The 13,255-nt window shown below is 63.7% G+C and carries 11 protein-coding genes; 1 reads left to right on the top strand and 10 read right to left on the bottom strand.

Annotated elements, in window-relative coordinates:
- Window positions 1-108: 108 nt before the first annotated feature.
- The 3 genes from M729_RS0121725 to M729_RS0121715 are packed head-to-tail and all read right to left on the bottom strand — an operon-like array spanning window position 109 to window position 3,676.
- The gene (locus M729_RS0121725) at window positions 109-1,425 is read right to left on the bottom strand and encodes a dihydrolipoamide acetyltransferase family protein (protein ID WP_027162845.1); all 1,317 of its coding nucleotides are present in this window, start codon (window positions 1,423-1,425) and stop codon (window positions 109-111) included.
- A 1-nt stretch (window position 1,426) separates the two neighbouring features.
- Window positions 1,427-2,440: an alpha-ketoacid dehydrogenase subunit beta gene (locus M729_RS0121720; protein WP_027162844.1), complete on the bottom strand. Its 1,014-nt coding sequence runs from the start codon at window positions 2,438-2,440 to the stop codon at window positions 1,427-1,429.
- A 3-nt stretch (window positions 2,441-2,443) separates the two neighbouring features.
- Window positions 2,444-3,676, bottom strand: a complete 1,233-nt coding sequence (locus tag M729_RS0121715) for a 3-methyl-2-oxobutanoate dehydrogenase (2-methylpropanoyl-transferring) subunit alpha (protein WP_027162843.1) — start codon at window positions 3,674-3,676, stop codon at window positions 2,444-2,446.
- Window positions 3,677-4,026: 350 nt separating this feature from the next.
- On the opposite strand from M729_RS0121715, the gene holA reads away from it, so the two are divergent.
- Window positions 4,027-5,070: a DNA polymerase III subunit delta gene (gene holA / locus M729_RS0121710; RefSeq protein WP_027162842.1), complete on the top strand. Its 1,044-nt coding sequence runs from the start codon at window positions 4,027-4,029 to the stop codon at window positions 5,068-5,070.
- A 45-nt stretch (window positions 5,071-5,115) separates the two neighbouring features.
- On the opposite strand, the gene M729_RS0121705 is transcribed toward holA, so the two are convergent.
- From M729_RS0121705 to mnmE, 7 genes are all read right to left on the bottom strand, one after another.
- Window positions 5,116-5,904, bottom strand: a complete 789-nt coding sequence (locus tag M729_RS0121705) for a DUF2182 domain-containing protein (protein WP_027162841.1) — start codon at window positions 5,902-5,904, stop codon at window positions 5,116-5,118.
- 33 nt (window positions 5,905-5,937) lie between these two features.
- On the bottom strand, window positions 5,938-6,564 hold the full coding sequence (locus M729_RS0121700) for a DUF1326 domain-containing protein (RefSeq protein WP_027162840.1): 627 nt from the start codon (window positions 6,562-6,564) through the stop codon (window positions 5,938-5,940).
- 513 nt (window positions 6,565-7,077) lie between these two features.
- Window positions 7,078-7,968, bottom strand: coding sequence for a ParB/RepB/Spo0J family partition protein (locus M729_RS0121690; RefSeq protein ID WP_013528737.1), 891 nt, complete (start codon window positions 7,966-7,968; stop codon window positions 7,078-7,080).
- A gap of 62 nt (window positions 7,969-8,030) precedes the next feature.
- A complete protein-coding gene (locus M729_RS0121685) occupies window positions 8,031-8,831 on the bottom strand; it encodes a ParA family protein (RefSeq protein WP_013528736.1) in 801 nt (266 codons plus the stop codon).
- Between the two features lie 52 nt (window positions 8,832-8,883).
- Window positions 8,884-9,516: a 16S rRNA (guanine(527)-N(7))-methyltransferase RsmG gene (gene rsmG, locus M729_RS0121680; protein ID WP_027162837.1), complete on the bottom strand. Its 633-nt coding sequence runs from the start codon at window positions 9,514-9,516 to the stop codon at window positions 8,884-8,886.
- A complete protein-coding gene (gene mnmG, locus M729_RS0121675) occupies window positions 9,513-11,393 on the bottom strand; it encodes a tRNA uridine-5-carboxymethylaminomethyl(34) synthesis enzyme MnmG (RefSeq protein WP_027162836.1) in 1,881 nt (626 codons plus the stop codon). Before mnmG ends, rsmG begins: the two co-directional genes overlap by 4 nt.
- A gap of 519 nt (window positions 11,394-11,912) precedes the next feature.
- Window positions 11,913-13,244, bottom strand: a complete 1,332-nt coding sequence (mnmE, locus tag M729_RS0121670; protein ID WP_027162835.1) for a tRNA uridine-5-carboxymethylaminomethyl(34) synthesis GTPase MnmE — start codon at window positions 13,242-13,244, stop codon at window positions 11,913-11,915.
- Window positions 13,245-13,255: the final 11 nt, after the last annotated feature.

Below are 13,255 nucleotides of genomic sequence, written 5' to 3'. Positions count from 1 at the left end.
CGGCGACCTCCTCTCCCCTCGGGGAAGGGTCGGATTGCCCCGAATTGCCCTTCGCAATTCGGTTTTGGCAATCCGGGTGAGGGGGCCCTTGCGACCGTTCTCATCCCCTCAATCCACGAAAATCAGCGCCGGCGTTTCCAGCAGCGTCTTGATCCGCTGGATGAACACCGCCGCATCCCACCCATCGATCACCCGATGGTCGAAGCTCGACGACAGGTTCATCATCTTGCGCGGCATGAACTGGGTGCCGTCCCACACCGGCCGCACCATCATCTTGTTGACGCCGACGATCGCCACTTCCGGATGGTTGATGACCGGCGTCGTCGCCACGCCGCCCATGGCGCCGAGCGAGGTGATGGTGATGGTCGAGCCGGACAGCTCGTCGCGTGTTGCCGTGCCGGACTTGGCCGCCTCGGCCAGCCTGATGACCTCGGCGCCGCAATCCCAGATGTCGCGCGCCTCGGCGTGCCTGACCACCGGAACCACCAGCCCCGACGGCGTCTGTGCGGTGATGCCGATATGGATGCCGCCATGCTGATGGACGATGCCGGCCTCGTCGTCGAACAGGGAATTGAGATTGGGCTGGTCCGCGATCGCCTTGACCATCGCCCGCATCAGGAACGGCAGCAGCGTCAGTTTCGGCCGCTCCACGCCAGGACGCTTCTCCTTGTTGAGCGCCGCGCGCAATTCCTCCAGTGCGGTGACGTCGATCTCCTCGACATAGGTGATGTGCGGAATGCGCGATTTGGACAGCGACATCTTCTCGGCGATCTTGCGCCGCAAGCCGACCACCTTGATATCCTGCACAGCATCGTTGCGGGCGAGGCCGGATGCCTTTGCGACCTGCGGCCCGCGCGCCAGGAACGCTTCGATGTCCTCATGGCCGATGCGACCGGCCGGACCGGATCCGGCAACCTGCCTGAGATCGATGCCGGCTTCTTTTGCCCGCAGACGAACGGCCGGCGACGCCAGCGGTCTTTCGCCTTCAGGCCGCGGCGCGCCGGGGACGGAAGGCTGCGCCGTACTTTTCTGTGAGGCTGCCGGTTTCGCCTTGGGCTCGTCGCTCTTTGGGGATGTCTTCACGACCGGCGCAGCAGCCTCGGGCTTCGGCGTCGGAAGTTTTGCCGGAGGCTCAGCGGACACCGCTTCCGCTTCGGCGCCTTGCGGCTTGGCGTTGCCCTCGCCCGCCACCTTCAGCCGCACGATGGGCGAGCCGATGGCCACCGTGTCGCCGATCTCGGCGCCCAGCCACAGGATCTCGCCATCGACCGGCGAGGGGATTTCAACCGTCGCCTTGTCGGTCATGACGGCGGCGAGCACAGTGTCCTCGCGGACGATATCGCCGACCTTGACGTGCCATTCGACCAGCTCGGCCTCGGCGACGCCTTCGCCGACATCGGGCAGCTTGATGACGTGTTCGCCCATCTCAGGCTCCCATGGTTTCAAGCAAGGCACGGCCAACGCGAGCGGGACCGGGAAAATAATCCCACTCCTGCGCATGCGGATAGGGCGTGTCCCAGCCGGCAACGCGAGCAACCGGCGCTTCGAGGTGATAGAAACAGTTTTCCTGCACCAGCGCCGACAGCTCGGCGCCGAAGCCCGAGGTCAGCGTCGCCTCATGCACGATGACGCAGCGCCCGGTCTTTTTCACCGAGGCGACGATCGTGTCGAGGTCAAGCGGCAGCAGGGTCCTGAGATCGATGATCTCGGCATCGATGCCGGTTTCTTCGACGGCCGCCTGCGCGACATAGACCATGGTGCCGTAGGCGAGCACGGTGAGGGCCGAGCCTGCCCTGCGGATCGCCGCCTTGCCGAGCGGCACCGTGTAGTGGCCGTCGGCCACCTCCCCCAGCTCATGCTTCGACCAGGGCGTCACCGGCCGGTCGTGATGACCATCGAACGGACCGTTGTAGAGCCGCTTCGGCTCGAGGAAAATCACCGGATCCGGATCCTCGATCGCCGCGATCAAAAGCCCCTTGGCGTCATGCGGGTTGGACGGCACCACCGTCTTCAGCCCCGACACATGGGTGAACAGCGCCTCAGGGCTCTGGCTGTGCGTCTGGCCGCCAAAAATGCCGCCGCCGGTCGGCATGCGCACCACGATCGGGCAGGTGAAATCGCCGTTGGAGCGGTAGCGCAGCCGTGCCGCTTCCTGGGTCAGCTGGTCGTAGGCCGGGTACATGTAGTCGGCAAACTGAATTTCCACGCACGGCTTCAACCCATAGGCGGCCATGCCGATGGCCGAGCCGACAATGCCGGATTCGTTGATCGGCGCATCGAAGCAGCGGCTCTTGCCGTATTTGGCCTGCAAGCCCTGCGTGCAGCGGAAGACGCCGCCGAAGAAGCCGACATCCTCGCCGAACACGACGACTTTGTCGTCGCGCCCCATCGACACATCCATGGCATCGCGAATGGCCTCGATCATGGTCCGTCTCGGCATGGCTCAGACTCCCGCCTGCTGGCGCTGGCGTCTGAGATGCGGCGGCATTTCGGCGTAGAGCCCTTCGAACATGTCGCGCGTCGACGGCTTGCCGCCGGCATGCAGCGTGCCGTGGCTTTCCGCTTCCTTCTGCGCCGCTATAACCGTGTCGAGGATTTCCGCCTCGGCCTGCGCGTGCCGCTCGTCCGACCAGACGCCGAGCGCGATGAGATGGTTCTTCAGCCGCACGATCGGGTCGCCGAGCGGCCAGGCGTCGGATTCGGTCTTCGGCCGGTAGGCGGACGGGTCGTCCGAGCTCGAATGTGCGCCGGCACGGTAGGTGACATATTCGACCAGCGTCGGCCCGAGATTGCTGCGCGCCCGCTCCGCCGCCCATTTGGCCACGGCGTGGACGGCGAGGTAGTCGTTGCCGTCGACGCGCAGTGACGGGATGCCGAAGCCGAGGCCCCTGGCCGCGAACGTGCCCGAACCGCCGCGCGCGATGCCTTGAAAGGTCGAGATTGCCCACTGGTTGTTGACGACATTGAGCACGACCGGCGCCTTGTAGGTGGAGGCGAACACCAGCGCCGAGTGGAAATCGGACTCGGCCGTCGAGCCGTCGCCGATCCACGCGGCTGCGATGCGCGAATCGTTCGATATCGCCGAGGCCATCGCCCAGCCGACCGCCTGGATGTACTGCGTCGCCAGATTGCCGGAGATCGAGAAGAAGCCGTGCTCCTTTGACGAATACATGACCGGCAATTGCCGGCCCTTCAGCGGGTCGGCTTCGTTGGAATAGATCTGGTTCATCATCGTGACCATCGGGTAGCCATCGGCAATCAGCAGCCCGGCCTGGCGATAGGTCGGAAAGTTCATGTCGCCCGGCGCCAGTGCCTTGCGGAAGGCGCAAGCCACAGCCTCTTCGCCCAGATGCTGCATGTAGAACGAGGTCTTGCCCTGCCGCTGCGCCATCTGCATGCGCGCATCGAAGGTCCGCAGCGTCATCATGTGGCGCAGGCCGGTGAGGAGCTCGTCGCTGGACAGCAGGCCGGCCCACGGGCCGACGGCCTCGCCAGTGCGGTTCAGCACGCGGATGATCGAGAAGGCATGATCGCGGATGCTGCGCGGATCGACATCGATGTCAGGACGCGGCACCGAGCCGGCCTTGGGGATCGGCACATTGGAAAAGTCAGGCATGCCACCCGGCCGCACTTCCGGCTCCGGAACGTGGAAACGCAACATCCCAGCATCGGCCATGACCTTTGTCCTCCAATGTTGCCCGGAACAGATATTTGCATATCTGCGCCGCCAGTGCGAATTCGTCGGGTAGCCTGCGGACGTCGGTCCCGGCCACGCCGGCCGATCCAGCCTCCCGCACCCAAGATGAAGATATGTCCGCGAAATTTCTTGTCGATGTTGGGCGGTGGCGCGCAATTAGAGGGAAGGTTGGGCGAGGTTTGCCGGCAGATAAGGTGATTGGTCGACGAACTCGCGCCTTTCCTCTCCCCCGTCGACGGGGGAGAGGTGTCGAGCGAAGCTCGACGGAGTGGGGGTCGACCGTTCGCCCAAGCTGGATGCCGCCCCCACATCATGCTAACCAACCCGCCATGGCACAGAAGAAAGCATATGAGGTCGATGGCTGGCTCGCGAAGCCGGACCAGCGGATCTCCATCGTCTTGCTTTACGGCCCCGATCGCGGCCTCGTCTCCGAGCGAGCAAAGGCCTTTGCCGGCAAGACCGGCCTGCCGCTCGACGATCCCTTCTCGGTGGTCAGGCTGGAGGGGTCGGAGGTTGACCGCGACGAGGGCCGGCTGCTCGACGAGGCCCGCACCGTGCCGATGTTTTCCGACCGGCGCCTGCTGTGGGTGCGCAATGCCAGCGGCCAGAAGGCATTGGCCGACGACGTCAAGGCGCTGACGGCCGAGCCCGCGCGCGATGCGATCATTCTCATCGAGGCCGGCGACCTCAAGAAAGGTGTCGGCCTGCGCGCCATCGTCGAGGCGGCCGACAACGCCATGGCCCTGCCTTGCTATGCCGATGAAGCCCGCGACATCGACACCGTCATCGACAGCGAACTGGGCAGGGCCGGCATGTCGATGACCATGGAAGCGAGACAGGCGCTGCGCCGCAATCTCGGCGGCGACCGGCTGGCCTCGCGCGGTGAGATCGAGAAGCTTGTGCTCTACGCCCATGGCCAGACCGAGATCGGCCTGGAGGAGGTCAAAGCGATGTCAGGTGATGTCTCCGGCGCGTCTTTCGACGACGCGGTCGACGCGCTTCTCGAAGGCAAGATCGGCGACTTCGACACCGCCTTCACCCGCCATTGCCAGTCCGGCGGCCAGCCCTTCCTGGTGCTGTCCTCGGCAATGCGGCAGTTGCAGCAGATCCAAATCATGCGCGGCCAGATGGAGTCCGGCAACCGCAACGCCGCCTCGGTCGTTGCCGCCGCCCGCCCGCCGGTGTTTTTCTCCAGGCGCAAGCTGGTGGAGAAAGCGCTGGAACGCTGGAGCACCGAAGCGCTCGGCCGCGCACTGACCCGGCTGCAGACGGCGGTGCTGCAGACCAGGCGGCGGCCGGATCTTTCCGTCGCGCTGGCAAGACAGGCGCTGCTTGGCATTGCGGTGGAGAGCAGCAGGTTGGCGCAGCGGTAGGAGAGCGATCCTCCTCTTCTCGGCGCCGAGCGCTGCCTCCATCGGTCAATTCATTGTCATGGCGCCCACCTGCTGGAAGGTTGGCAGCGCCTGTGGAAAGACCAGCACCGCCGCGCCGTAAAGAAGCAGAGCGATACCCGACACCTTTGCGATCCCACCTCCTGACGGGAGGGTCTTTTCCGCAAAGATCAGCAAGGTGACCACGGCCATTGCGGCGACGTTCATGATCCCGAGAGGAAAGAGGGCGAGAAACAAAAGCCAGCAGCAGCCCAGGCAAAAAAGTCCATGCTCCAGGCCCATGCGAACCGCACCCCAATAACCATCGCGCCATGAGGTCAGGATGAAGCCAATCGGCGTGCGGCATTTGGCCAGACACAGATCTTTCAGTGGGGAGAGTTGATAGGCGCCCCCAATCATCAGCAGCGCGCCGCCGATACGCGCGGCCGTCGCAGCGGACAATCCCACATGCCCGGCAAGCATCTCCGCACCCGCCGCACCGGCAAAGGCGATAACGCCCATCACGCCCCAAACCAGCATATACCCGGCCACGAACACCCAGCTCGAGACAAAGGTCTCGCCCCGGCTCTGTTTGCCGGCCTGGACCTTGTGAAACGTCAGGATCATGGACGCGGCCGTCGGAAACATCATGGCAATCATCATGATCATCCAGATGGCAAGAAACAGCGGCGCCTTCATACCCATGGTGAGTGCGTACATTTCCATGCGCATGTCCGCGTCCATGCCCATCTGCTGCCAGACAAGCAGGGTCCACGCCGCCGCAGCGATAGCGATCAGCAGCGCGAGAATGATGTATCGCTGCAACGTCGGGGCCATGGACGAGGTCGTTCCGTGCTACGCTGCCAACGGCTACTGCTGCCCAGACCAATTGATCGGGGCGTAATGTCCGTTTCGGCGGGAATTGTCCCAGCTCATGCCATGATCGCTGAATGTACTGCCTTCCGCCCCCATCGCCATGGCGAGCCAATCGGGATTGACAGGATGGCCGGTGGCCGCCCACATCTGCCCGTCCTCGCGCATTGTCGGCAGCGGCTCGACCGCCATCTGCATGACGCCCGCAATCTCCGCCGACCGCTTCTTGCCGTCTATCCGGTAACTTATCGGCACCTTCTTGGCGCCAAGATTCGTGCCAATCATGGGTGCCAGCACCGCCATAGGGCCGCCCGCAGCGCCGGTGAAGATGGCACCTAGCGCCTCTGTTTGCCTGTCATCGGCCCGTTCGTCGATATAGGCGGCGGCCGTCCAATTGCCGTTTGCCATAGGACCCGGCGTGTGAGCGACCATCGCGACATTGAGCCCATCCAATCGAACGTCGCCGTAGTTGCCCGTGTTGATATGAAAGACCAAACCGACGTCGCAAACACCTTTCGTCGGCTTCGATGTCAGCTGCGCGTTGGTGGACAGCAGACAAGGACACACGACATCGCAGCTACAATTTTCGAAGTAACTTCCGGACAATTGCCAACGGACTGCCATTTGCACCTCCCACTTGCGTCAGGCGCGTCGGCATATCGCATTGGCGGGGCAGTGCCATTTCACGATTGTTGTAGGAACGGCAAATAGCCCCCGCCTCGACTGACCGGCACGCTAGGGCACATAATTTAAGCCATATCTAATATAGGTTACGCCGTTGCCTGGCACTGTCAAGCCGCGAGCGGCAGGGCTGGCGGCAGGCGCTGCTTGGGATCGCGGTTGAGAGCGCGAGGCTGGGGAGCGAGCCTGATCTCCCCCTCGAGGGGGGAGATGTCGCCGAAGGCGACAGAGGGGGCCGCCGCGCGTGGGGCGCTGACCTCTTCTTCGTTCCCGCAGGGGCCCGGCGCTTGATGTGGGGCGACCCCCTCTGGCCTGCCGGCCATCCCCCCTCAAGGGGGGAGATTCGCGGCGTCACCGATTTCGCCAATCACCAGCGCCCCAAAAGGAAAAGGCCGGCCAAACGGCCAGCCCCTTTCCACTGCGCAATCTCCGGTCTCAATATACTTCGCCGGCTAACTAACGCTCCTGCTTCAGCCTTCTGCACAGCTCATCAAGCTGCTCCAGCGACCGGTATGAAACCCGCAAAGTGCCGCCCTTGCCCTTGTGATCCACTGACACAATCATGCCGATCGTATCGGTCAACAGCTTTTCCAGCGCCAGCGTATCGGCGTCCTTTTGCTCCGGACTTGGCGCCGGCTTGGCTTCCTTGGTGCTGCTGGTGCCGGCCGGTATCTGCGCCAGCGCTTCGGCCTGGCGCACCGAAAGTCCTTCTTCGACGATACGCTTGGCAAGGCCGGCCGGATCCTCCGCCGTCACCAGTGTACGGGCATGGCCCGCCGACAGCGCGCCGTCGACCAGCATGTCGCGGATCACGTCCGGCAGCTTCAGGAGCCTGAGCGTGTTGGCGACATGGCTGCGGCTCTTGCCGATCACCTGGCCGAGATCGGCCTGGGTGTAGCCGTGCTCGTCGATCAGCTGCTGATAGCCAAGCGCTTCCTCGACCGCATTGAGGTCGGTGCGCTGGACGTTTTCGATGATCGCCAGCTCGAGCGCGGTGCGGTCGTTGACCTCGCGGATGATGACCGGGATCTCGGAAAGCCCGGCGCGCTGCGCCGCCCGCCAGCGCCGCTCGCCGGCGATGATCTCGTAACGGCCGGCCTGTGCCGGCGAAGGACGCGCCACCACCGGCTGGACGACGCCGTGTTCGCGGATCGACTGGGCAAGGTCGGTCAGCTCGGCGTCGCCGAAATGCCGCCGCGGATTCTTCGGATTGGGGGTCAGGAACTCGATCGGCACCTTGCCGTCGGCGCTCATGCCTGGTTTTTCAGGCGCAGCTGGGCGATCGATCTCGCCGATCAGCGCCGCCAGCCCACGCCCCAGTCTCTTTCTCGAAAGGTCTTCGCTCATCTTTATCCCAGGTTCCGGATCGTTTCGGTATCGAATCGGCTCTTAATTTGCAGGGAGTCTAATCAAGCGGCGCGTAACTTGCGCTCGCGGCGGATCACTTCCGACGCCAGTTGCAGATAGGCCTGGCTGCCCGAGCATTTCAGATCGTAAAGGATCGCAGGCTTGCCGTAGGACGGCGCCTCGGACACCCGCACATTGCGCGGGATGACGGTCTCGTAGACCTTGTCGCCCATATGCGCCCGCACATCCTGCACCACCTGGTTGGCGAGATTGTTGCGGCCGTCATACATGGTCAGCACGATGCCCTGGATGGTGAGATCCGGATTGATCGAGCGGCGCACCTGCTCGACCGTCTCCAGCAATTGGCTGAGACCTTCGAGCGCGAAGAACTCGCATTGCAGCGGCACAAGAACAGAATCGGCCGCAGCCATTGAATTCAAAGTCAAAAGGTTGAGCGAGGGCGGGCAGTCGATCAGCACATAGCCGAAAGGTGCGCCGCGCTCGGTCGCGGCGCGCAGCGCATTGCGCAGCTTCAGCACGCGGTCGGGCGCGGAGGCGATCTCCATTTCAATGCCGAGCAGGTCGAGCGTCGACGGCACGATCGACAGGCCGGGCACCGCCGTCGGGATGGCCGCGGCCTCCAGCTCCAACTCGCCGGTCAACACGTCATAGGAGGACACCGTCCGGTCCTTGCGGTCGATGCCGAGACCGGTGCTGGCATTTCCCTGCGGATCGAGATCGACGATCAGCACCTTTTCGCCGATCGCGGCCAGCGCGGTCGCCAGATTGATGGCGGTGGTTGTCTTGCCGACGCCGCCTTTCTGGTTGGCTACGGTGATGATTCGGGGGCCATTCTTCATCATGGGTTTATGCCAGAAATTCATTTTGGGCGCCAAATCGCCTGTCAGTGACGGATCAGACAGGTCGCAGGTTGGACAATTCCAGGATGACGCCGCCAGGGTCGGTCACACTGGGATGTTCTACCAGATCGAATGACCATCGGTTAACGCTTTCTTGCACTTCGGCGCGGTAATCCCGGCCTTTGTGGAACAGGCCGCGCGCGCCTGATGTCAGCCATGGCGCCGACAGGTCCAGCAAGGTCGAAAGCGAGGCCAGCGCCCGCGCTGTCACGATTTGCGGTGTCGAAACAAGTGCATGGCTTTCATCGATACGGCGCGCCACGACCCGCGCCGGCAGGTTGAACTGGCCGACGACGGTCTGCAGGAACGACGCTTTTTTGCGATTGCTTTCAACCAGATCGATGCTAGCGCCGGCGCGCTCGGCCAGCAGGAAAGCCATGACAAGGCCCGGAAATCCGCCGCCAGAGCCGAGATCCACCCAGCGTGTGGCCTGAGGCTCTATGCGCGCGAGCTGCGCACTGTCCAGTATATGACGCTGCCAGACATCGCCCGACGTCGATTGCGCGACGAGATTGATGCTGCGATTCCATTTCTGGAACATCTGCTCGAACGCCACCAGCCGATAGAATGTTTCACGTGAAACCGGGCCTGCCGCGTCCTGCAGGCTCTCTAGGGACATAGAACTCACGCAACATCCCTTTGTGGGCGCCTGGCGCTCTCCGCATGGCGGACATGCGCGACAATGATCGCCAGCGCCGCCGGCGTCATGCCCTCCATGCGCTGGGCATCGGCGATGGAGCGCGGCCGCCGCGCCTGCATCTTCTGCTTCAATTCGTTGGACAGTCCCGGCACGCCGGCGAAGTCGACCGTCTCGGGGATCAGCCGGCTCTCCTCGTGCCGGATCTGGGCCACATCCGTCTTCTGGCGATCGAGATAGACCGAATATTTCGCCTCTGTTTCGAGGCGTTCCGCCGTCTTGCTGTCGATCGCCGCGAATCGCGAATCGATGCGACCCAGCCAGGCGACATCGACATCGGGATAGGACAGCAATTCATAACCGGAGCGGCGCACGCCGTCCCGGTTGATCTCCAGCCCGTGACGCGCCGCCTCGTTGGGCGTCATGGTGAGCGATTTCGCCAGCTCCCGCGCTTCATCGAGACTCTGCATGACTTGCCCGTAGCGCTGCATCCGCTGCGCCGAGGCAATCCCCAGCCTCTCCGCCAGGGGCGTCAGCCGCTCATCCGCATTGTCGGCGCGCAGCGACAGCCGGAACTCGGCCCGCGAGGTGAACATCCGGTAGGGCTCCGCGATGCCGCGGCTGGTCAGATCGTCGACCATCACGCCGATATAGGCCTCGGTGCGGCTGAGCACGATCTGCTCGCTCCCCGCCGCCCGCCGCGCCGCATTGAGGCCGGCCAGCAAGCCTTGCCCGGCCGCTTCCTCATAGCCGGTCGTGCCATTGATCTGCCCGGCGAGAAAGAGGCCACTAATGCGCTTCGTCTCCAACGTCTGATGCAATTCGCGCGGATCGACATGATCATATTCAATGGCATAGCCGGGCTGCAGCATGACGGCCCGCTCCAGCCCCGGAATGGTTTTCAAGATGTCGAGCTGCACGTCTTCGGGCAGCGAGGTCGAGATCCCGTTGGGATAGACCGTATCGTCGCCGAGCCCTTCCGGCTCCAGGAAAATCTGGTGCCCGTCTCGGTCACCGAACTTGACGATCTTGTCCTCGATCGACGGGCAATAGCGCGGCCCGACCCCTTCGATCGAACCGGAATACATGGCCGAGCGGCCGAGATTGGCGCGGATCAGCTCATGAGTCGCGGTCGTCGTCCGCGTAATGCCGCAATCGATCTGCGGCGTCTCGATGCGGTCGGTCATCAGCGAGAACGGCACCGGATCCGCATCCGCCGCCTGGCTTTCCAGCGACGCCCAATCGATGGTCCGGCCATCGAGCCGCGGCGGCGTCCCGGTCTTCAGCCTTCCAAGCTTGAAGCCGGCGCGGTCCATCGTCGCCGACAGGCCGAGGCTCGCCTGCTCGTTCATGCGGCCGGCGACGATCTTCTTCTCGCCGATATGGATAAGCCCGCGCAAAAAAGTCCCGGTCGTCAGAACGACCGCGCCACAAGCCAGGCGCCGGCCGTCGGCCAGGAGAACCGCCGTGATCTGCCCGTCGGCGATCTCGAAGTCCAGAACCTCGCCTTCGACCACGTCGAGATCGTTCTGCTGCCGAATCGCTTCCTGCATGGCAAGGCGATAGAGTTTTCTGTCGGCCTGCGTGCGAGGCCCGCGCACCGCGGGACCCTTGCGGCGGTTGAGCAGGCGGAACTGGATGCCGGCCGCATCCGCCACGCGCCCCATTAAGCCGTCCATGGCATCGATCTCGCGCACCAGATGACCCTTGCCGAGCCCGCCGATCGCCGGGTTGCACGACATGACCCCGATAGTGTCGAAACGCAGCGTCACCAGGGCAGTCCTGGCACCGGCGCGCGCGGCAGCGCTGGCCGCCTCGCAACCAGCATGGCCGCCGCCCACCACAACCACATCATAGTGATTGGTCATCACAAACTTCCCGGATTCGAATGATTGAGGGACACATGTCCCCGCGGAGCGGCGCTGTCAAGAAAACTCCGCGATGAGTTTCACGTGAAACAGAGCGGGGGTGCAACTGCAGCCATGTTTCACGTGAGTCACGCCGCCGGTCTATTATTCTCCGGCTGAGGTTCCTTACCGCCAGGGTTTCATAGTTTTCTCCTGGCTTGGCATTGGCCGAAGCCCTCAACTTCGTCATCCTAGGGCGGAGCAGGAGCGAAGCTCCGTAGCGGAGACCCTAGGATCCATGCCGCGACCTTGACCGTAGGGTGCAGCGGCACAGAATCCTGCACCGTGGCGGCTGCTTTGATGTCGCGGCATGGATCCTCGGGTCTGCGCCGCGTCGCTGCGCTCCTTGCTCCGCCCGTGGATGACGAAGTCATGGGCGTTCCACCAAATTAGCAAGGCACGCTCATCAAAGTGTAGCATCCAAGCCGTCAAGCCATAGGGAACCTGGTTCCTACCGACCGACCCAGTGTTTCACGTGAGTCATTTCCCAATACAAAACTGCGAGAAAATCACGTCCAGCATGTCCTCGACATCGATAGCGCCAACGATTCGGCCCAGGCGATCGGCTGCGAGCCGCAACTCCTCGGCGCGCAGCTCCTGCCCGACGGCCCGGTCATCCATGGCGAGGCGCAGATGACGGTTGGCCTCGCCAAGCAATTCGACGTGGCGTAGGCGCGACGGCAGGATATCGCCTGATCTGCCGGCTATCTCCGCCGCACGCCGGCCGATTTCCGCAAGCAGTGCCTCCACGCCTGTCCCGTCCTTCACCGAGATGACGAGGTCATAGCCGCCGGCGACCTCGCTCGCCGCGCCGCTCTCGATCAGGTCGAGCTTGGTGCCGACGCGCAGCGTTGGCGCCACCGCCGGCAGCGAACCGACATCCCGTGGGTCCGCCACGTCCTGAAGCAACAGCAGCAGATCGGCGCCATGCGCCTTGGCCCTCGCCTTCTCGATGCCGATCGCCTCCACCTTCCCGGCGGCGTCGCGCAGGCCGGCGGTATCGATGAGCCTGACACGCAGCCCCTGTAGATCAAGCGTCACTTCAAGTAGGTCGCGGGTCGTGCCTGGTTCATCCGTTACTATAGCGGCATCCCGCCGCGCCAGGGCGTTGAACAGACTCGACTTCCCGGCGTTCGGCGCACCGAGGATGACCACCTCGAAGCCGTCTCGGATGATCTCGGCGGCGCGAAACCCGGCGATGTGCCGATCGATCTCATCGATCATTGTTCTGACATCAGACCAGACCGTATCCGAAACGGAACCGGGGACATCGTCCTCGTCGGCGAAATCGATCTCGGCCTCGATCATGGCGCGGGCATGGATCAGCCGGCGGCGCCAGCCGAGGTAGAGTTCGCTTTGGACGCCTTGGGCATTCAGGACAGCGAAGCGCCGCTGCGCTTCGGTCTCGGCATTGACTAAGTCAGCCAATGCCTCCGTTTCTACGAGGTCGATTTTACCGTTAAGGAAGGCGCGGCGCGTGAATTCACCCGGTTCAGCATGCCTGACGCCATCAAAACCACCGATCGTCTCCAGCATTCGAGCCACCACGGCGCGCCCGCCATGGACATGGAACTCGGCGACATCCTCACCCGTAAAACTGGCCGGTCCGGGAAAGAAAACGACCAGGCCGGTATCGAGCAAGGTCCCGTCGGGCGCCTTAAATCTACGCAGAACCGCCACCCGGTCCTTAACCATAGCTCCAGCAATCGTTTCGATTGCGAATCGAGTCTGCGGACCGGAAATGCGGATGACGGCGACCCCGGCCGGCAGCCGGCCGCTCGACAGCGCTACGATGGAATCGCCTGAAATCATTTGCCCGCTCT

Origin of the sequence: Mesorhizobium sp. WSM1293 (assembly GCF_000513875.1) — a bacterium.
Classification (GTDB): domain Bacteria; phylum Pseudomonadota; class Alphaproteobacteria; order Rhizobiales; family Rhizobiaceae; genus Mesorhizobium; species Mesorhizobium ciceri.
The sequence above is the reverse complement of the archived record's forward strand: the minus strand, read 5'-3'. Positions and strand labels throughout refer to the sequence as shown.